The sequence below is a fragment of the Mycobacterium sp. SM1 genome, assembly GCF_018361265.1.
Taxonomy (GTDB): Bacteria; Actinomycetota; Actinomycetes; order Mycobacteriales; family Mycobacteriaceae; genus Mycobacterium.
Genome location: NZ_JAFLNH010000002.1, coordinates 660509 through 679794, shown reverse-complemented (window position 1 = coordinate 679794; position 19286 = coordinate 660509). Strand labels below are relative to the sequence as shown.

Below are 19286 nucleotides of genomic sequence, written 5' to 3'. Positions count from 1 at the left end.
TGCCCGCCGGGCGCTCGACGAATTTCCCCGGGTGCGTGCTCGCCCACCGGCTCATCACCGATTCGAGACCCAACCGCTCCCCAATTGTGTACGCGAGGCTGCTGCGAAGTGCTCTCTAACGGGTGGAGCATCAAATCCCGGCCCTGGGGAAACCACCGGTGCCAGACAGGAGGTTGTGGTGAGCAAGTTCACCGAGACGATGTTCCGCAACGCTCGCGAGAGCACCAAGGGCATGGTGACCGGAGAGCCGCACAACCCAGTCCGGCACACCTGGGGTGAGGTGCATGAGCGCGCCCGCCGGGTGGCCGGCGGGCTGGCCGCTGCGGGTGTGGGGCACGGGGATGCGGTGGGCGTGCTGGCCGGCGCCCCGGTGGAGATCGCGCCGACCGCGCAGGGGCTCTGGATGCGCGGGGCCAGCCTGACCATGCTGCACCAGCCGACGCCACGCACCGACATGGCGGTCTGGGCGGAAGACACCACCACCGTTATCGACATGATCGAGGCCAAGGCGGTTGTCGTGTCCGATCCGTTCCTGCCGGCGGTGCGGCTGCTGGCGGACAAGGGCGTCAAGGTGCTCACCGTCAAGCAGCTGCTGGCATCCGAGCCGACAGACCCCGTCGACACCGACGAGGATGATCTGGCCCTGATGCAGCTGACCTCGGGCTCAACGGGGTCCCCGAAGGCGGTTCAGATCACCCACCGCAACGTGTCCGCCAACGCCGAAGCCATGTTCATCGGCGCCAAGTATGACGTCGAGACCGACGTGATGGTCAGTTGGCTGCCGTGCTTCCACGACATGGGAATGATCGGTTTCCTGACCGTGCCGATGTATTTCGGCGCCGAGCTGGTCAAGGTCACCCCGATGGACTTCATGCGCGACACTTTGTTGTGGGCGAAGCTGATCGACAAGTACCGGGGCACGATGACCGCTGCCCCCAACTTCGCCTACGCGCTATTCGCCAGACGACTGCGCAAGCAGGCCAAGCCGGGGCAGTTCGACCTGTCCACGTTGCGTTTCGCGCTTTCGGGTGCCGAGCCCGTCGACCCGGCCGATGTCGAGGATCTGATCGATGCGGGCCGGCCGTTCGGGCTGAAGCCCGAGGCGATCCTGCCGGCTTACGGCATGGCCGAGACGACGCTGGCGGTGTCGTTTTCGCCCTGCGGCGCGGGCTTGATCGTCGACGAAGTGGACGCCGACCTGTTGGGCGCGCTGCACCGCGCGGTGCCCGCCACCAAAGGCAACGTTCGCCGACTGGCCTCGCTGGGGCCGCCGCTCGACGGATTTGAGGTTCGGATTGTCGACGAGGACGGCACGGTGTTGCCGCCGCGCGGTGTCGGGGTAATCGAATTGCGTGGCGAGTCGCTCACCCCGGGCTACCTCACCATGGGCGGGTTCATGCCCGCGCAGGACGAGCACGGCTGGTATGACACCGGCGACCTGGGGTATCAGATGGAAAACGGCCACATCGTGGTATGTGGCCGGGTCAAAGACGTCATCATCATGGCGGGCCGCAACATCTACCCGACCGACATCGAGCGAGCCGCCGGCCGCGTCGAGGGGGTGCGGCCGGGTTGCGCCGTGGCGGTGCGACTCGACGCCGGGCATTCGCGGGAGAGTTTCGCGGTCGCGGTGGAGTCCAACAGCTGGCAAGATCCCGCCGAGGTCCGCCGCATCGAGCACCAAGTCGCCCACGAGGTGCTAGCCGAGGTCGACGTGCGGCCCCGCAACGTTGTGGTCCTGGGCCCCGGGACCATTCCGAAGACGCCGTCGGGCAAACTGCGGAGGTCTACCTCCGTCACCCTGGTCACCTAAAGCCCACCCTGGTCACCTCAAGCGTCCCAGCCCTGCCCGGAACGTTGCGGCGTGATCCGATTACCAAGCGTGCACAACGTTTTGGGCGGATTCCAGGCCCAACTCGATGAGCAGCTCGGTGGCGTCGGCGGCCCGCTCGCAGATGGCGGGAACCTGTGTCCGCTCGGCGGCGCTGAAGCTCTCCAATACGAACCTCGCCGGGTCTTTGCGTCCGGGCGGACGCCCGATCCCGATGCGGATGCGCTGAAAGTCCTTGGTGCCCAACGCAGTCACCACCGAGCGGAGCCCGTTGTGCCCGCCCTCGCCGCCGTCGAGTTTGAGCCGGATGCGCCCGAACGCAATGTCGAGATCGTCGTGGATGACGATGATATCGGTCGGCGGCACCGAATAGAATTGCGCCAATGGTGCCACCTGCCGGCCCGACTCGTTCATGTAGCAGCGCGGCTTGGCCAGCACCACCGAGTGCCCGGCTAGCCGACCGGTGACGACCTCGGCACCGGAACGCTTGTGTGCCTTGAACGCCGAACCGAGCCGTGCGGCGAGGATATCGGCGACCATGAACCCCAGGTTGTGCCGAGTCTGGGCGTAGTTTGGCCCTGGGTTGCCCAGGCCGACCACTAGCAGCGGCTCGGCCACGCCGGCGACCGTCTACTCGGATTTGGCTGCGCCGGGCCCGGCTTCCCCGGTCTCGCCGGGCGCCGGCCCGGCCTCGGGCCGCTCGCCGGCGCCCTCGACCGCGAGCTGCTCGGCGGTCGGGGCGTAACCGACATTAACGACCAGCAGGTCCGGATCGGAGACCAGCCTGGCGCCCGGTGGCAGCGGGATTTGCCCCGCGGTGAGCTGCGTACCGGGCTCGGCGCCCTCGACCGATACCGTCAGCCGTTCGGGGATGGACAGCGCCTCGGCCTCGATCTCGAGGCTGGTGGCCTCCTGGGTCACCAGGGTGCCGGCAGCGGCCTCGCCCTCGACATCGACCTCCACCTCGACGACCACCTTCTCGCCGCGCCGCACGATCTGCAGATCGGCGTGCTGGATGGTGCGCCGGATCGGGTGGATGTCTAGCGCCTTGGTCAACGCCAGCTGCTGCTTACCCTCGACGTCGAGGGTAAGCACCGCGTTGGTGCCCGAGTGGCGCAGCACGGCGGCGAACTCCAGCGCGGGCAACTCCAGGTGTTGGGGGGTCGCGCCGTGACCGTAGAGCACGGCGGGAATCTTGCCGTTGCGCCGCGCCCGCCTCGACGCCCCCTTGCCGGTCTCGGTCCGCACCGACGCGCTCAGCCGGTTGGCCGCCTTACCCGCCGATCCCGCAGATCCCGCAGATCCCGCCGATCCCGCAGATGTAGCCATAGTGTCTCTCCCGTGTTCATCCTGGCCCGGGGAGAATGGCGACAGCCGTAGGCCTACCGGTTCCCGTCGATAACGGTGCTTGGCGCTACCGCCGATCTCACCCTCGCCGTGACGCCCGCACAGGGTAGCGCATCAGCGGTTCACGGCGGAAATGTGGTGTCGATGACCCGCTACCCAGGCCCGACCGCGGCCCGGTGGTGCGCTACTTGGCGGCCACGTTGAAGCCGCGGATGATTTCCTCGACATCGGCGGCCTGAGCGAAAGCCTGATCGGCCAGGGTGGTGATGGACAGCTGAACCAGGTAGCGCTGCCTGGCGGGCGGCGAGCCGGTCGCGATGACGATCCGGCTCCAGGTGTGCAATCGCCTGCCGTCGAGGTCATAGCTGCCTTGGATCATCGCCGACGGAAAGCCGTGAAAGGCGGCCGTGGACGCGTCCAGCCGTCGGAAATTCTGGGACAGCTCGGCGTCGTCATAGCCGTGTTTGACCGCTTCGGCGGCATCGAAGTCGCCGCGCAGCCTGAACACCATCAGGATGGCCGTTGGAAGGTCGTCGCCTTTGGCGATGATCTCCGTCTGGGGCTTGATGCTCGGGTTGGTGCGGGCCTCCCAGCCCGGCGGCGTCGGAATCGACACCGTCAGGTCGGTCAACGTGCGGGGATCCACCTGTTCCCCGGATACCCCCACGCTTTGCAGGTACTGCGCAAACGGCACCGGCCTGGTGGTCGCCGTCGTGGCCGTCGTGGTACTGCTTGTCGTCCAGATCGACTGGTAGTCAGGTGTTTTCGGCCCACATGCGACCATCGTCAGCGCGAGTGCCGCGCCGGCGGCCGCGCTTAACTGGACGGCCCGTGTCCTTGGCGGGTGATCGGCGCGCTGCCGCGCGCCGCCGGACCGCGCGCCCCGCCGCCGCGCGGGACAGTCTCGGCCCGCACCGTCGCCACAGCGGATCACAGGATCTCGTGGACGCAGTCGACCGGGCGGGCCAGCCGGGTTCCCCTCGTTGTGATGACGAACGGCCGTTGGATGAGGATGGGGTGCCGGGTCATCGCGTCGAGTAACTCGTCATCGGTCGCCTCGGCCAGGTTCAGCTCCGCATACAGCGGCTCTCGCTTGCGCACCGCAGCGCGCACGTCGATACCGGCGTCACGGATCATCCGGGCCAGTTCATCGCGTGCCGGCGGCGTCTTCAGATACTCGATGATCTTTGGCTGTAATCCTTTGTCCTGCAACAATTTCAGAGTCTTACACGACGTACTGCATCTGGGATTGTGGTAGATGACGGTAGCGTTTGCCGTGGGTTGCATTTACGTTGGCTCCATTTATGCGTCTCCATCGAAAAGCCCAGTAACCGAACCATTTTCAAAGACAGCCCGAATAGTGCTGGCCAGCAGCGGCGCGATCGAGAGGACGGTGAGCTGCGGAAACCGCTTGTCCTCACCGATCGGTAGCGTGTTGGTGACAATCACCTCCCGGACGCCACATCCGGCGAGCAGCTTGGGGGCCGGGTCGGATAGCACGCCGTGAGTGGCGGCGACGATCACGTCACCGGCGCCGGCCTCGTGCAACAGCGGCACCGCACCGGCGACAGTGCCTCCGGTGTCGATCATGTCGTCGACCACGATGCAGGTCTTGCCACTGACTTCGCCGACCACGCGGTTGGACTTGACCTGGTTGGGCACCCGCGGATCGCGGGTTTTGTGAATGAACGCCAACGGCACGCCGCCCAGCGCGTCGGCCCATTTCTCGGCGACGCGCACCCGCCCGGAGTCGGGGGAAACGACGACCATGTCGTGGCCGGTGTAGTTGTCTTTGAGGTAGCCGGTGAGCAGGTTCTGGGCGCGCATGTGATCCACCGGGCCGTCGAAGAAGCCCTGGATCTGGTCGGTGTGCAAGTCGACCGTGACGATCCGGTCAGCGCCCGCGGTCTTGAGCAGATCGGCGACCAGTCGCGCCGAGATCGGTTCGCGACCGCGGTGCTTCTTGTCCTGCCGGGCATAGGGGTAGAACGGCAGGACCGCGGTCACCCGCTTGGCGCTGCCGCGCTTGAGCGCATCCAGCATGATCAGCTGTTCCATCAGCCACTTGTTCAGCGGGTAGGGATGCGATTGCAGCACGAACGCGTCGCAGCCGCGCACCGATTCGTGATAGCGCACGAAGATCTCGCCGTTGGCGAAATCGCGCGCGGTCTGCGCGGTGACGTGGACGTTGAGCTCCTTGGCGACCTGCTCGGCCAGCTCGGGGTGTGCGCGCCCCGCGAAGAGCATCAGGTTCTTGCGATTATCGGTCCAGTCGTGGCTCAACGCGCTGCTCCCGCCGTGTCGCACCGAGATGACCGCTTCATCGTACGTAGCCCAGTGTCGGTTTTGCGGTCGGACCGGCCGATAGCCGGCTCAGCGAGACCGATCCGGATCTTCCTCGCCCGGCGTCGGTAGCGTGGCCGCGCGCGCGTTTTCGGCGGCATCTCGGGCGGCCTTCGCCGCGGCGCTGCCCGGCCGTTTGCGCTGCACCCAGCCTTCGATGTTGCGCTGCGGACCGGCGGACACCGCCAGCGCACCGGGGGGAACGTCGCGGCGCACCACCGTGCCGGCGCCGGTGTAGGCGCCGTCGCCGACCGTCACCGGGGCCACGAACATGGTGTCCGACCCGGTGCGCACGTGGGAGCCGATAACGGTGCGCTGCTTGGATTCGCCGTCGTAGTTGACGAAGACGCTGGATGCGCCGATGTTGCTGTGGTCACCGATGTCGGCATCCCCGACGTAGGTCAGGTGCGGCACCTTGGTGCCGGTGCCGACGGTGCAGTTCTTGGTCTCGACGAACGCGCCCAGTTTGCCCTCCGCACCCAGCACCGTGCCCGGCCGCAGGTATGCGAACGGGCCGACTTGGGCCCGCTCGCCAATGACCGCCGAGATGGCGTGGGTGCGGATGACCGACGCCTCGGTTCCCACGACGACATCGGTCAAGGTGGTGTCCGGGCCCACGGTGCAGCGCTCGCCGATGCGGGTGCGGCCCAGCAATTGGGTGCCGGGCTGGATCACGGTGTCGCGCCCGATGCTCACGGCGACGTCGATCCACGTGGTCGCCGGGTCGACAACGGCGACACCGGCAAGCTGGTGGGCGGTCACTATGCGCCGATTAAGCTCGGCGCCCAGCTCGGCCAGCTGAACCCGGTTGTTGACGCCGGCCACCAGCGCGCTGTCGTCGACATGCCGGACTTGAACGGGCCGACCGTCTTGGCGCATGATCGCGATGACATCGGTGAGGTACAGCTCCTGCTGCGCATTGTCGGCGCGTAGCCGGCTTAGCGCCGACCGCAGCGCCGCGACGTCGAAGGCATACACCCCGGCGTTGACTTCGCGGATCTGCCGTTGCGAGGGCGACGCATCGACATCCTCGATGATCCCGATGACGCGCTGACCGGGGCCCCGCAGGATGCGGCCGTAACCGCTGGGATCGCTCAAGGTCGTCGTCAGCACGGTCACCGCGGCGTGCTGGGCGGCGTGCGCGGCGATCAGGTCGGCCAGCGTGTCGGCGTCTAGCAGCGGAATATCGGCCGCCGTGACGACGACGATGCCGTCATAGTCGTCCGGCAGGGCCGATACCCCGCATCGCGCGGCGTGCCCGGTGCCGAGGGGTTGCTCCTGCAGTGCCACGTCGATGGTGCGCCCGAGCGTGCGGGCCAAGTCGGCGACGACGGGAGCGACGCGCTGGTGATCCGCGCCCAGCACGACGACCACATGCTGTGGCGCTACCTTGGCGATGGCGTGCAACGCGTGGGCCAATAGGCTGCGCCCGGCCAGGGTGTGCAGCACCTTCGGGGTATCCGAACGCATCCGCGTTCCCGCGCCCGCCGCCAGCAACACCACCGCCGACTCACCCTGAGCCGTCATAAGCACTCCTCCCGCGTGGGCGCGCAGGTGATCGCCGACACGCCGTCAAGCGTGTCATCCTCGGCCCGCTGGGGGCAAAATTCGCGGCAACCTGGGTGTGCCGATGGTGGCATGACACCGCGGGGGTGCGGTTTTGCACCGGTGACACGGGCCAGTTTCACCGCTTCAGCGCCAACGACCCGAAAGCCCGGCTCCGTCGCCAGGACTCGAACCTGAACTCTCAGAACCAAAATCTGATGTGCTGCCGATTACACCACGACGGACCACTCATCAGCGGCGGCGCCACTGATCTTCCGACGTGACTTTAGTCCGGCGACGACGCCGGCCCGTCGCGGGCCGGTGAGAAGCCGGACCAGCCAACCCCGCCCGGCGACGACGCCGGCCCGTCGCGGGCCGGTGAGGAGCCGGACCAGCCAACCCCGCCCGGCGACGACGCCGGCCCGTCGCGGGCCGGTGGTGCGAAATCGGACCACCCCTTCGGCGCGGCCGATACGCTGAGGGGCGTGGCTGCGCTGGATAAGGGCCCGGACAAGCAGGTGCGTGTGCCACGCGCCAGGATGACCGGCAGCGAGCGCCGGCATCAGCTCATCGACATCGCGCGATCGCTGTTTGCCGAGCGCGGCTACGACGGGACCTCCATCGAGGAGATCGCGCAGCGTGCCAACGTCTCCAAGCCGGTGGTCTACGAGCATTTCGGCGGCAAGGAGGGCCTGTACGCCGTCGTGGTCGACCGAGAGATGTCGGCGCTGCTGGACGGCATCACGGCGTCACTGACCAACAACCGGTCCCGGGTGCGGGTGGAGCGGGTCGCTCTGGCGCTGTTGACCTATGTCGAAGAGCGCACTGACGGTTTTCGAATTCTGATCCGCGACTCTCCAGCGGGCATCAGTTCGGGCACCTACTCCACCCTGCTCAACGACGCGGTCAACCAGGTGAGCTCCATCCTGGCCGGTGACTTCGCCCGCCGTGGCCTGGATCCGGAGATGGCACCCCTGTATGCGCAGGCGCTGGTGGGCTCGGTATCTATGACGGCGCAGTGGTGGCTCGACGTGCGAGAGCCCAAGAAGGAAGTGGTCGCCGCCCATCTGGTCAACCTGGTCTGGAACGGCCTGACTCACCTGGAAGCCGATCCGCGCCTGCAAGACGAGTAGGCGCAGGAGACGCGTCGCGCACGGCGACGCCGCCGCGTCCGCAGGCCGGCGCCGTAAGGCCGTAAGTAGGCTATCGGCCGCGCTGCCTACAGTCGTTGTGCCGCTGAGGCGGCTGACCCGCTCAGGTCTGAGCCGGCCGCGCTCGGCCGGCGCCTGGCCGGCTCAGCGTCATGTGGGCGTGCTCGAGGATCGGCCTGTGACCTGGTGCGTGACCGACGCCGCTGGGCGGTGCCGATCGTTTACTTCGACAGCAGCGCGTTCGGCAAACTACTGGTTGAGCCGCCCGGGAGGGAGGGCAGCACCGCTGCCGCCGGGCTCACGCCCCGGTGACGGGCGCCGGCACCACCCGGGCGCCGTGCACCGGGCCACTGGCGACCCGAACGGTGCGGCAGACCCCCGCCCCTGACAGCTGCGTCGCGACATCGACGGCCGCGGTCGCCGACTGGCACAGGAAGGCGCACGTTGGCCCCGAGCCCGACACGATACCCGCCAGCGCACCGGCGGCTACGCCCGCACGCAAGGTTCGCCGCAGCTCCGGAGCGAGGCTCACCGCGGCAGCCTGCAGATCGTTGCCCAACAGCGGCGCCAGCCGCTGCGGATCCCCTGCGGCAAGAGCTGCCAGCACCGGCCCGGGCTCACCAAGCCGCGGCGGATGGCCGGTTTTCCTCAGCCGATCGAGTTCGTTGAACACCGCCGTCGTGGATAACCCGCTGTGGGCAAACGCCAAAACCCAGTGGAAGGTGTTGCGCGCAAGCACCGTAGCGAGCCGGTCCCCGCGGCCGGTTCCCAGCGCGGTTCCGCCGTGCAAGGCAAACGGCACGTCGCTGCCCAGCTGCGCAGCCAACGCGTGCAGGTCGCGGCGCGGCACGCCCAGCTCCCATAGCGTGTTCAGCGCGACCAGCACTGCCGCCGCATCGGCGCTGCCTCCGCCCATCCCGCCGGCCACCGGGATGGATTTTTCGATCATGATCGAGACATCCAGGGCGCGCCCCACATGGCCGGCCATCAACTCGGCCGCCTGCCAGGCCAGGTTGCGCTGGTCCAAGGGCAGCTCGTCGGCCCCCTCTCCGCTGATATCGAGTGCCAGCAGATCGGCGCTGCGGACCGTGACCTCGTCGAACAGTGACACGGCGTGAAACACCGTCACCAGCTCGTGGTAGCCGTCTTTGCGCCGATCGCCAACTGCCAGGAAGAGGTTGACCTTTCCGGGCACCCGGACCGTGACCGAGCCGGTGGGCACCCACTCGCCGGCGGCGACTACGTCAGAGGCGGGCACGGCATGAGACTATCGCCGCTGCGGCCAGATCACACGATGTGACGATCACGCCGGGCGACACCGGAGGGAACCGGGTCGCGCCCGGACCCTCACCCCGCCGGGGCGTGTTGCTCTGGTGTCACCCGGTTTCGGGTGCTGCCCGCATCCCAGTCCCCGCAACGCCGCAAGAGCCTCACAAAGTCATCGATGGACAGCGTCTCGCCGCGGCGGGCGGGATCGATACTCGCCGCGAGCAGCCGATTGGCAGATTCGTTGCCCGAGCCTGCCCACTCGGCGAAGGCATTGCGAGATGTCTTGCGCCGCTGAGCGAATGCAATGTCCACTAATCGGAAGACCTGCTGGCGGAAGGCGTCGTCGGTAGGCCATGGCGGGGCTTCATAGCGATCGATACGCACCAAACCGGAATAGACTCGCGGAATCGGCCAGAAAACAGTTGGTGACACGGTGCCGCAACGGCGCACCCGACCATAGAATCGCACTTTGACGCTGGGCACGCCGTAGTCCTTGGTGCCCGGCTCGGCGGCAAGCCGTTCGGCGACTTCCGCCTGTACCATCACCATTGCGGCCCGCACGGACGGAAATTCAGCAAACACATGCAACAATGCCGGCACCGCAACGTTATACGGCAGGTTAGCGACCACCGCCGTCGGTTGTCGGGCAAGATCCGTATGGCGCACGGACAGGATGTCACGGTTGAGCACCATCAGCCGATGGATTTCGCTATGCGAGTGCGCCACAACAGTTTTGGGCAGCTGGGTTGCCAGCACCGGGTCGATCTCCACCGCCGTGACCGCGGCGCCCCGGTCGAGCAGAGCCAACGTCAGCGAGCCGAAGCCCGGTCCAACCTCCAGGACGTGATCACCACGGCTCACCCCGGAGGCGGACGCGACCCGACGGACCGTGTTGGCATCATGGACGAAGTTTTGTCCCAAGGATTTATGGGGCCGGAACTCGAGTTCTTTGGCTAACCGCCGGATTTCGGTGCGGCCGAGCAGACGGATGGTCAGTTCGCACCCACTCGCGCACTGCACGTCGGCCAGGCTCCCCACCCCTGGCGCACTCGCACCGCCTCGGCGACGGCGATCTGCTCCTCTTTGGTGGCAAGGTCGGCGCGCGCGGCGTACTGCAGGCCGCCGTTGCGCTCCCAGGTTCCTTGATCGAATTGCACCCCACCGTAATACCCGTTTCCGGTATTAGTCGCCCAGTTTCCGCCGGCCTCGCAGGCGGCGATAGCGTCCCAGATCGATTCGTCGAGCGCCGCCGGCACCTCGGTGCCCGGCTTGGCACCGACGCGCACCACCGCCTCCCGGGCCGGTGTCACCACCGTGCTGGCCACCGGAAGTCGTCCGGTCTCGACACCGTTGACCTTGGCGACCGCAAACGTCACCTCCTGGGTACCGGGAACTCCTGGGTCTTCGACGAGTTGCCGGCTCTTGTTCATCGTGGGGTCCTCGATCCGGCGCACCGGCGGGGCCAGTGGCACTTGCTCGGTCACCTTCTCGATGCGGTTGCGGGTGACCTGGATCTGCATCCCGTCTACTACCGGGGTCGCCGCGCTCGGTGCCACCTGGTCGCTTGGCTGCAGCGGCGCACCGGCGACCGCCAGCAGCTCTCCGACATTCGGCGCGGCAAGATGCACCGAACGCACGACACCACCGTCGTCGATCTGGACGGCTTTGGCGCTGACAACCGGCAGGGCCATTCCCGCCAGGGGAACCCGGCTTCCGCGAGAGGCCGCAACCGGCGCCGTATCGGTCATCGACAGCTGAGCCAGCGCCTCGTCGACGGTGGAGGCCGTTGTCCACACCTGCTTGGCGTCCTTGCCGTCCAGTGAGATCTGCAGCGGCCGGCTGCGCCGCAACACGATCTTGTCGGCGTTGTGCACCCGCTCACCGGCGGCCGGGTAAAGGTCGTCGCGCTCGTCGATGTTAAACCCATTCTCCTTGAGGACATCGATCACCCGCGACTTCATGGTCGTCACCGTCAACGGCGCGCCGTCGACACTCAGGGTCACCGTTTTGCGGGCGGCGACCGCGTAGCCACCGGAGAACGTAAGCGCGAGCAGCGCCGCGCCAACGAGACAACGCAGGATCGGTGATCGAGTCTGGTGGAGCTTGGCAAGTACGTTCAACGTGCGTTTATCCCCGGCGTTTCAGCAGCACTTCAACGACAGCTTCAGCGACACACGACAGGCAGCCGCAAGACAACCGATCGATCACAAGACGGTAACGAACCGGCTTAAATAGAGCAACGTTGGCGCAGGGGCTTTTAGAATTCTTTTACAATATTTAAAAATCTCTTAAAGGCGTTCCAATCCCATAGACCCGTTGTGCGTTGGCCGTGGTGATCTCGGCCAACTCGCCGGCGGGCCGATCCACCAACTCGGCAAGCGCCCGGACCGTGTAGGGCAGGCAATACGGCTCGTTGGGCGCGCCGCGGTAGGGGTGCGGCGCTAAAAACGGCGCGTCGGTTTCCACCAGCATCTGCTCGACCGGAATCAGCGGGACGGCTTCCCGCAGCTCACGGGCGTTACGGAAGCTGATCGTCCCGGCCAGGCTGAGCATCCATCCGGCGTCGGCGCAGGCGCGGGCCATCGCGGCACCCGACGAGAAACAGTGGAAGATCACGGTCTCGGGAGGACCCTCGGACCGCAGCACCTCGAGCACCTCGGCGTCGGCCCCGCGATTGTGGATCATCAGCGGTTTGCCGGTGCGCTTGGCCAGGTCGATATGCCAGGCGAAGGCCTCACGCTGCGTATCCGGCTGTGCGCAGCCCTCGAGCCGACCCGGCCAGTACAGGTCCATCCCGGTCTCGCCGATCGCGACGACCCGTGGATGGGCGGCCAATCGCGCGATCTCGGCGCGAGCCGGGTCGGTGAGCGCGTCCGCACGGGTGGGGTGCAGTGCCACCGCGGCGTAGACCCGCGGCTCCCAGTCGGCGGCCCGGGTCACCCAGCGCGCCGAGGTCAAGTCATCCGCGACGGTGATCACCGCGACGACACCCGCCGCCGCCGCGCGGTCGACGATGGCGCGCACCCCGTCGGCGTCATGGGCGCCGCATGCGTCGAGGTGGGTATGCGCGTCGACCAAAGGCGTCACCGGCTCCGGGAGGGGCGGCGGTTCTCGGCTACCGGACCGATCAGAACTCACCCCGCACACAATAGGGTGGAGTGTCGATGAGGCCTTACTACATCACCACCGCGATCACGTATCCCAATGCCGCGCCACACCTGGGACACGTGTATGAATACATCGCCACCGATGCCATCGCCCGGTTCAAGCGGCTCGACGGCTTCGACGTGCGCTTTCAGACCGGCACCGACGAGCACGGCCTCAAGGTCGCGCAGGCGGCCGCCGCCGAGGGCCTGCCCACCACCGAGTTGGCCCGGCGCAACTCGGATGTGTTTCAGCGCCTGCAGGAGCGGCTGAACATCTCTTTCGATCGCTTCATCCGCACCACCGATCCCGACCACTACCGGGCCTCCCAAGCGATTTGGCGGCGGATGGCCGACGCCGGCGACATCTACCTGGACACCTACTCGGGGTGGTACTCGGTGCGTGACGAGCGGTTCTTCGTCGAATCCGAAACCAGGCTGCGTGACGACGGCACCCGGGTGGCGACCGAAACCGGCGCCCCGGTGACCTGGACCGAGGAGCAGACCTATTTCTTCCGGCTCTCGGCATACACCGACAAGCTGCTGGCCCACTATTCGGCCAACCCCGATTTCATCGCGCCCGAGGTGCGGCGCAACGAAGTGGTCAGCTTCGTCTCCGGGGGGTTGCGCGACCTGTCCATCTCCCGGACCTCGTTCGACTGGGGGGTGCCGGTGCCCGGGCATCCCGAGCACGTGATGTATGTGTGGGTGGACGCGCTCACCAACTATCTGACCGGGGTCGGCTACCCCGACACCGACTCGGAGCTGTTCTGCCGCTATTGGCCCGCTGATCTGCACATGATCGGCAAAGACATCATCAGGTTTCATGCGGTGTACTGGCCGGCGTTTTTGATGTCGGCGGGAATTGAGCTGCCACGAAGGGTTTTCGCTCACGGATTTTTGCTCAACCGGGGCGAGAAGATGAGCAAGTCGGTGGGCAACGTCATCGACCCGGTGGCGTTGATCGAGAGGTTCGGGGTAGACCCGGTCCGCTACTTCTTGTTGCGGGAGGTCCCCTTCGGGCAAGACGGCAGCTACAGCGACGAGGCGATCATCACTCGGATCAACTCCGATCTGGCCAATGAGCTGGGTAACCTGGCGCAACGGTCGCTGTCGATGGTGGCCAAAAACCTCGACGGAATCGTCCCCGCGCCCGGTGAGTTCTCCAGTGACGATAAGGAATTGCTGGCCACCGCGGATGGCCTGCTGCAGCGGGTGCGCGCCGATTACGATGCTCAGGCACTGCATCTGGCCCTGGAGGCGATCTGGCTGATGCTCGGCGCCGCCAACAAATACTTTTCCGCGCAGCAGCCGTGGGTGTTGCGCAAGAGCGAGTCCGAGGCCGATCAGGCGCGCTTTCGCACGGTGCTCTACACCACCTGCGAGGTGGTGCGTATCGCGGCGCTGCTGATCCAGCCCGTCATGCCCGAGTCGGCGGGCAAACTGCTGGATCTGCTCGGTCAGCCCGCCGAACGGCGGACCTTCGCCGCGGTTGGGGAGCGCCTAGCGCCCGGCACGGTCCTGCCGCCGCCCACGGGCGTGTTCCCGCGCTACCAGCTGCAGTGAGTCGCCGTCGCGAGCGTGCATCCCGCGACGCGTTTGCCGAGTAGACCCGCCGGTAGTGGCACTCTCGCGGCATGCCGAAAGCCACCAGATCAGTCGCCACTGAGAACGCCGCTGAGAATCTGTCAAGCTGGGGTGGTGCGAATCGACCGGCTCGGCGACCTGGGCGGCGCACCGCGGGTGCTGCGCGCCGTCGGCGAGGCCGCCGGCCGGCTGGGCCTGCCGCCGCCGGCCGCGCTGACCGGCGAGTGGTTCGACGCGCTCGCGGTGATCGCGCCCAGTGTGTCGGTGCGACCGGTCGACGTCGCCGACGCATTCGACGTTTCGCCCGGTTTGGCCGCCTCGGATTGCGCGGCGGTGGGCGGCGGCTGGATCGGCTACCTGTCCTATCCGGACGCCGGCGCCGACGGGCGCCCCAACCGCATCCCCGAAGCCGCCGGGGGCTGGACGGACTGCGTGCTGCGCCGCGACCGCGGCAACCAGTGGTGGTATGAGAGCCTGTCCGGCATCCCGATGCCGCCTTGGCTGGCCGACGCGCTGACAAGCAGGCGACCGCCACGGGCCTGCCGCATCGACTGGGGCGCGCCGGACCGGGCGGCCCATCGCGCCGGGGTGCTGGCCTGCCTGGAGGCGATCGCCGCGGGCGAGGTTTATCAAGCCTGCGTGTGCACGCAGTTCACCGGGACCGTCACCGGGAACCCGCTGGACTTCTTCGTCGAGGCCATCACCCGCACCGCCCCGGCGCGGGCCGCCTACGTCGCGGGAGCCTGGGGGGCGGTCGCGTCACTGTCGCCGGAGCTGTTTTTGCGCCGCCGCGGGGGGGTGGTGACGAGCAGTCCGATCAAGGGCACCCTGCCGGCGGATGCCTGGCCGTCGGCGCTGCGGGCTTCGGTCAAAGACGTGGCCGAAAACATCATGATCGTGGACATGGTGCGTAACGACCTGGGCCGGGTCGCGGTCACCGGCACGGTGAGCGTGCCCGAGCTGTTGGTGGTGCGGCGCGCGCCGGGCGTGTGGCACCTGGTGTCGACGGTGTCGGCGCAGGTTCCGGCGGAGCTGTCGACCTCCGCCCTGCTGGACGCCGCCTTCCCCCCGGCATCGGTCACCGGTACACCCAAGCTGCGTGCCCGCCAATTGATTTCCCGTTGGGAGCCGTTTTCTCGCGGCGTGTATTGCGGCACAGTGGGTTTGGCGTCACCGGTGGCCGGGTGCGAACTGAATGTCGCGATCCGCACCGTCGAGTTCGACACCACCGGCAACGCCGTGCTGGGGGTCGGCGGCGGGATCACCGCCGACTCCACCGTGGAGGCCGAGTGGGAGGAGTGCCTGCACAAGGCGGCACCGATCGTCGGGGCCGCGTTCGCCTCAACGCTGGCCTCGCCGTCGCGATCGCACGACCGCGTCGTAGAGCTCACGTCGTGACGGCGGGTGCGGGGTCGCGCCGATCACCTGGGCGCAGGCGTCTTTGACACCCGTTCCCGCGGCGATCCGGGCCAGCGCCTCGGCCACCAAAGCGGGTAAGTCCGGGCTCGGGTGCGCACCGGCCAGCACCACGGTGATCTCGCCGAGCACCCCGTCGGCCGCCCACCGGGCGAGTTCCTCCAGCGGGCCACGCACCACTTCCTCGTGCGCTTTGGTCAGCTCTCGGCAGACCACCGCGCGGCGGGCGCCGCCGAGCAGCTCGACCGCGTCTCGCAGACACGCCGGCAAACGGCGCGGCGATTCGAAGAACACACAGGTACGCGACTCGCCGGCCAGCGACGCCAGCCACGTCCGGCGGGCCGAGCGGCTACGCGGCGCAAAACCCTCGAAACAGAACTTGTCCGACGGCAGCCCCGACAGCGCCAGCGCCGCGGTCACCGCCGACGGGCCCGGCAGGCACCTCACCGCCAGGCCGGCGTCTATACAGGCGGTCACCAGCCGGTAGCCCGGGTCACTGATCAGCGGCATCCCGGCGTCGCTGACCACCAGAACCGTGGCTCCGGCGCGGATCTCGGCGAGGAGGGCGGGCACCCGCGCGTCCTCGTTTTGGTCGAAAAGGCTGATCACCCTACCGGGGATCCGCACGTCGAGCGCCCCGGCCAGCCGCCGCAGCCGCCGGGTGTCTTCGGCAGCGATGACATCGACGGAGCCCAGGGCCTGCACCAGCCGTGGTGAGGCGTCGAGCGGCTGACCCAACGGGGTCGCGGCCAGCAACAATCCACCGCTCATGGCGGACAGCCTACGATCGTTGTGATGCTCGCCGACGACGATGCAGAGCGAAGCGATAAGGAGGGGCGGCGCCGATGATGACCGCCCCGCCCCGCGAAGCCCCGATAGCGGCGGCCGCGGCGCACCCCGCGCCGGTCATCAGCCCCGGGCCGCTGGTGCCGGTCGCCGATTTCGGGCCCGCCGACCGGTTGCGCAGCTGGGTGGTGACCGCGGTGATCACCGCGCTGGCGGCGGTGACCCGGTTCCTCAACTTGGGCTCGCCGACCGATGCCGGCACGCCGATCTTCGACGAGAAGCATTACGCGCCGCAAGCCTGGCAAATGCTGCACAACCACGGCGTGGAGGACAACCCCGGCTACGGCCTGGTGGTTCACCCGCCGGTCGGCAAGCAACTGATCGCGCTCGGGGAAGCGATCTTCGGCTATACCGGGCTGGGCTGGCGGTTCAGCGGCGCGCTGCTCGGGGTGATCATGGTGGCGCTGGTGGTGCGGATCGTGCGGCGAATCAGCCGCTCGACGCTGGTCGGTGCCATCGCGGGGTTGCTGCTCATCGGTGACGGTGTCAGCTTTGTCGCCTCCCGCACCGCGCTGCTGGACGGTTTCCTCGTCTTCTTCGTGGTGGCCGCGTTCGGTGCGCTCATCGTCGACCGCGATCAGGTTCGCGAACGGATGCATCTGGTGCTGACCGACGGCCGTATCGCCGAAACCCCCTGGGGCCCACGGCTGGGGGTCCGCTGGTGGCGTTTCGGTGCCGGGGTGCTGCTCGGATTGGCTTGCGCGACAAAGTGGTCCGGCCTGTACTTTGTGCTGTTCTTCGGTGCCATGTCGTTGGCGTTCGACGTGGTGGCCCGCCGCCAGCATCGGGTGCTACGGCCGTGGCTGGGGGTGGTCCGGCGGGATCTGGGACCCACCGGGTATGCGCTGCTGCTCATCCCGTTCGCGGTCTACCTGGCTTCCTATGCGCCGTGGTTTGCCTCCGAGACCGCGATCAACCGCCACGAGGCCGGCCAATCGATCGGCGAGAAAGGCGTCATTCCGTTACCCGACGCCATCCGCTCGCTATGGCATTACACCTATAACGCCTACCATTTCCATGCCGGCCTGACGAACTCCGCGGGCAACTACCACCCGTGGGAATCCAAGCCGTGGACCTGGCCGATGTCGCTGCGCCCGGTGCTCTACGCCATCGACCAGCAAAACGTCCCCGGTTGCGGCGCGCAATCGTGCGTGCGGGCGGTGATGCTCGTCGGCACCCCCGCCATGTGGTGGCTCGCGGTGCCGGTGCTCGGTTACGCCGCCTGGCGGTCGTTCGTGCGTTCCGACTGGCGCTACGCCGCGGTGCTGGTCGGCTACTGCGCGGGCTGGCTGCCGTGGTTCGCCGACATCGACCGGCAGATGTACTTTTTTTACGCGGCCACCATGGCACCGTTTTTGGTGATGGCGATCGCGCTGATTCTCGGCGACGTTCTCTACCAGCCTCACCAAGGCGCCGAACGCCGCACGCTGGGGCTGATCGTCGTCTCCTGCTACGTGGCGCTGGTGCTCACCAACTTCGCCTGGCTGTTTCCGGTGCTCACCGGCCAGCCGATCTCCCAGGCCACCTGGAACATGGAGATCTGGCTGCCTAGTTGGCGTTAAGCCCCAGCGGGTCGCGGGCCACCGGACACGCCATGCAGCGCGGACCGCCGCGACCGGTGCCCAGCTCGGAGGCGGCGATGGTGAGCACTTCGATGCCCGCATCCCGCAGGCGGGCATTGGTTTGGCTGTTGCGCTCGTAGGCGACGACGACGCCCGGCGCCAACGCCAGGGTGTTGTTGCCGTCGTCCCACTGCTCGCGTTCTGCGATGACGGGATCCCGCCCGGTGTCGATGACACGGAGTTTGTCGATCCCCAGGGCGTTTGCCGCGGCCTCGAGGAACGGTGCCTCCTCGTCGATCTGCACGCCGTCGGGGGTGTGATGAATAGTGAACGCGGACAGCGTGTCGACGACGTTCGCATACATCACCACCGCGTCGGTGTCGACCATCGTGCACACCGTGTCCAGGTGCATCTGGGCCCGCTTTTGCTCGATCGGCACGGCGAGCACGGTGTGCGCAAGGCCGTCGTCGAACAGGCTGCGGGCCAAGGCCTCCGCCCCGGCCGGGCTGGTCCGCTCGCCTACCCCCACCGCGACGGCGCCCGGGGCGAGCAACAGCACATCCCCGCCCTCGACGGGCGCGGTGTGCGATTCATATGCCCGCCGGACACCGCTGAACCGCGGGTGATGGGCGTAGATGAGATCGGTCAACGAGGCCTCGCGGGCACGGGCCGGCAGCGCCAGCGACGGGATGATCACCCGGGGTCCGATCCACACCGACGAATCCCGGGTGAACACCAGATTGGGCAACGGCTCGATGACGAAATCCGCGCCGTGGTGCATCCGGCGCACCAGCGACATGTCGGTCGCGCTTTCGGGCAGCTCGGTAAAGGTCATGCCGGCCGTCAAAACCTGCGCGAGATCAGCGGGGGCCAGGCTCCGCAGGTAGGCTGAAAGCTCCTGAGCCAGCGGCAATCCCAACCGTCGAGCGTCTACCGCGGCGGCGATCCCCTGCATCCGGGCGGCTCCGCTTTCCAGCGCCTCGGTCAACAGGTCGGCCAGCAACAGAACCTCCACGCCGCGGGAGCGCAGCAGCTCGGCGAACGCGTCGTGCTCCTCCTGCGCGCGCGAGACCCACGGCAGCCCGTCGAAAAGCAGCTGGTCGTTGTTGCGCGGGGTGAGGCGCCGCAGCTCCGCCCCCGGGCGGTGCAGGATCGCGGCCCGCAGCGTGCCCACCTCGGAATCGCAGCCCAACTCGGTGACACTCACACCTAGCACGGTAACGCCGGCCCTCAGGCGGGTGGCTCG

General features: G+C 67.8%; 17 protein-coding genes and 1 tRNA gene. 5 read left to right on the top strand and 13 right to left on the bottom strand.

Annotated features, from left to right (window positions below; genetic code table 11):
- Positions 1 to 178: 178 nt before the first annotated feature.
- Positions 179 to 1813, top strand: a complete 1635-nt coding sequence (locus tag MSM1_RS12810) for a fatty acyl-AMP ligase (protein WP_213442661.1) — start codon at positions 179 to 181, stop codon at positions 1811 to 1813.
- A gap of 60 nt (positions 1814 to 1873) precedes the next feature.
- Here MSM1_RS12810 and pth read toward each other — a convergent pair whose 3' ends face one another.
- From pth to MSM1_RS12775, 7 genes are all read right to left on the bottom strand, one after another.
- On the bottom strand, positions 1874 to 2449 hold the full coding sequence (gene pth, locus MSM1_RS12805) for an aminoacyl-tRNA hydrolase (RefSeq protein WP_213442659.1): 576 nt from the start codon (positions 2447 to 2449) through the stop codon (positions 1874 to 1876).
- Between the two features lie 12 nt (positions 2450 to 2461).
- Positions 2462 to 3160 carry a 50S ribosomal protein L25/general stress protein Ctc gene (locus MSM1_RS12800; RefSeq protein WP_213442657.1) on the bottom strand — a complete coding sequence of 233 codons (699 nt, stop codon included), beginning with the start codon at positions 3158 to 3160 and terminating at the stop codon, positions 2462 to 2464.
- Positions 3161 to 3362: 202 nt separating this feature from the next.
- Positions 3363 to 3962 (bottom strand): LpqN/LpqT family lipoprotein, encoded by a 600-nt coding sequence (locus MSM1_RS12795; RefSeq protein ID WP_213442983.1) that lies wholly within the window; start codon positions 3960 to 3962, stop codon positions 3363 to 3365.
- 146 nt (positions 3963 to 4108) lie between these two features.
- Positions 4109 to 4465, bottom strand: a complete 357-nt coding sequence (gene arsC / locus MSM1_RS12790; protein ID WP_213442656.1) for an arsenate reductase (glutaredoxin) — start codon at positions 4463 to 4465, stop codon at positions 4109 to 4111.
- A 15-nt stretch (positions 4466 to 4480) separates the two neighbouring features.
- Entirely contained in the window at positions 4481 to 5461 is a 981-nt protein-coding gene (locus tag MSM1_RS12785; protein WP_213442655.1) for a ribose-phosphate diphosphokinase, read from the bottom strand.
- 90 nt (positions 5462 to 5551) lie between these two features.
- Positions 5552 to 7048: a bifunctional UDP-N-acetylglucosamine diphosphorylase/glucosamine-1-phosphate N-acetyltransferase GlmU gene (gene glmU / locus MSM1_RS12780; RefSeq protein WP_213442654.1), complete on the bottom strand. Its 1497-nt coding sequence runs from the start codon at positions 7046 to 7048 to the stop codon at positions 5552 to 5554.
- A 191-nt stretch (positions 7049 to 7239) separates the two neighbouring features.
- A tRNA-Gln gene (locus MSM1_RS12775) sits at positions 7240 to 7311 on the bottom strand.
- 294 nt (positions 7312 to 7605) lie between these two features.
- Between MSM1_RS12775 and MSM1_RS12770 the strand changes: the two genes are divergently transcribed.
- Positions 7606 to 8199 (top strand): TetR/AcrR family transcriptional regulator, encoded by a 594-nt coding sequence (locus MSM1_RS12770; RefSeq protein ID WP_236056314.1) that lies wholly within the window; start codon positions 7606 to 7608, stop codon positions 8197 to 8199.
- A 316-nt stretch (positions 8200 to 8515) separates the two neighbouring features.
- On the opposite strand, the gene MSM1_RS12765 is transcribed toward MSM1_RS12770, so the two are convergent.
- From MSM1_RS12765 to MSM1_RS12750, 4 genes are all read right to left on the bottom strand, one after another.
- Positions 8516 to 9475: a 4-(cytidine 5'-diphospho)-2-C-methyl-D-erythritol kinase gene (locus MSM1_RS12765; RefSeq protein WP_213442652.1), complete on the bottom strand. Its 960-nt coding sequence runs from the start codon at positions 9473 to 9475 to the stop codon at positions 8516 to 8518.
- Between the two features lie 89 nt (positions 9476 to 9564).
- Positions 9565 to 10506, bottom strand: coding sequence for a 16S rRNA (adenine(1518)-N(6)/adenine(1519)-N(6))-dimethyltransferase RsmA (rsmA, locus tag MSM1_RS12760; protein ID WP_213442650.1), 942 nt, complete (start codon positions 10504 to 10506; stop codon positions 9565 to 9567).
- Positions 10479 to 11606 carry a resuscitation-promoting factor gene (locus MSM1_RS12755; protein WP_213442648.1) on the bottom strand — a complete coding sequence of 376 codons (1128 nt, stop codon included), beginning with the start codon at positions 11604 to 11606 and terminating at the stop codon, positions 10479 to 10481. Before MSM1_RS12755 ends, rsmA begins: the two co-directional genes overlap by 28 nt.
- A gap of 157 nt (positions 11607 to 11763) precedes the next feature.
- Positions 11764 to 12624, bottom strand: coding sequence for a TatD family hydrolase (locus MSM1_RS12750; protein WP_213442647.1), 861 nt, complete (start codon positions 12622 to 12624; stop codon positions 11764 to 11766).
- Positions 12625 to 12650: 26 nt separating this feature from the next.
- On the opposite strand from MSM1_RS12750, the gene metG reads away from it, so the two are divergent.
- Positions 12651 to 14195: a methionine--tRNA ligase gene (gene metG, locus MSM1_RS12745; protein WP_213442646.1), complete on the top strand. Its 1545-nt coding sequence runs from the start codon at positions 12651 to 12653 to the stop codon at positions 14193 to 14195.
- A 135-nt stretch (positions 14196 to 14330) separates the two neighbouring features.
- Entirely contained in the window at positions 14331 to 15614 is a 1284-nt protein-coding gene (locus MSM1_RS12740) for an aminodeoxychorismate synthase component I (RefSeq protein WP_213442645.1), read from the top strand.
- Here MSM1_RS12740 and rsmI read toward each other — a convergent pair.
- A complete protein-coding gene (rsmI, locus tag MSM1_RS12735; protein ID WP_213442644.1) occupies positions 15558 to 16403 on the bottom strand; it encodes a 16S rRNA (cytidine(1402)-2'-O)-methyltransferase in 846 nt (281 codons plus the stop codon). The two genes, MSM1_RS12740 and rsmI, sit on opposite strands and share 57 nt — an antisense overlap.
- Positions 16404 to 16480: 77 nt before the next feature.
- On the opposite strand from rsmI, the gene MSM1_RS12730 reads away from it, so the two are divergent.
- Positions 16481 to 18040 (top strand): dolichyl-phosphate-mannose--protein mannosyltransferase, encoded by a 1560-nt coding sequence (locus MSM1_RS12730; protein ID WP_213442981.1) that lies wholly within the window; start codon positions 16481 to 16483, stop codon positions 18038 to 18040.
- Here the strand turns inward: MSM1_RS12730 and arcA are convergent.
- Entirely contained in the window at positions 18027 to 19247 is a 1221-nt protein-coding gene (gene arcA / locus MSM1_RS12725; RefSeq protein ID WP_374101712.1) for an arginine deiminase, read from the bottom strand. The two genes, MSM1_RS12730 and arcA, sit on opposite strands and share 14 nt — an antisense overlap.
- Between the last annotated feature and the right edge of the window lie 39 nt (positions 19248 to 19286).

What these genes read in the sequence shown, in the direction of transcription:
- MSM1_RS12795 (WP_213442983.1), bottom strand. Translation starts at nt 3,962, where the DNA reads ATGGTCGCATGTGGGCCGAAAACACCTGACTACCAGTCGATCTGGACG.
- arsC (WP_213442656.1), bottom strand. Translation starts at nt 4,465, where the DNA reads ATGCAACCCACGGCAAACGCTACCGTCATCTACCACAATCCCAGATGC.
- rsmI (WP_213442644.1), bottom strand. Translation starts at nt 16,403, where the DNA reads ATGAGCGGTGGATTGTTGCTGGCCGCGACCCCGTTGGGTCAGCCGCTC.
- MSM1_RS12800 (WP_213442657.1), bottom strand. Translation starts at nt 3,160, where the DNA reads ATGGCTACATCTGCGGGATCGGCGGGATCTGCGGGATCTGCGGGATCG.
- MSM1_RS12730 (WP_213442981.1), top strand. Translation starts at nt 16,481, where the DNA reads ATGACCGCCCCGCCCCGCGAAGCCCCGATAGCGGCGGCCGCGGCGCAC.
- glmU (WP_213442654.1), bottom strand. Translation starts at nt 7,048, where the DNA reads ATGACGGCTCAGGGTGAGTCGGCGGTGGTGTTGCTGGCGGCGGGCGCG.
- metG (WP_213442646.1), top strand. Translation starts at nt 12,651, where the DNA reads ATGAGGCCTTACTACATCACCACCGCGATCACGTATCCCAATGCCGCG.
- MSM1_RS12770 (WP_236056314.1), top strand. Translation starts at nt 7,606, where the DNA reads ATGACCGGCAGCGAGCGCCGGCATCAGCTCATCGACATCGCGCGATCG.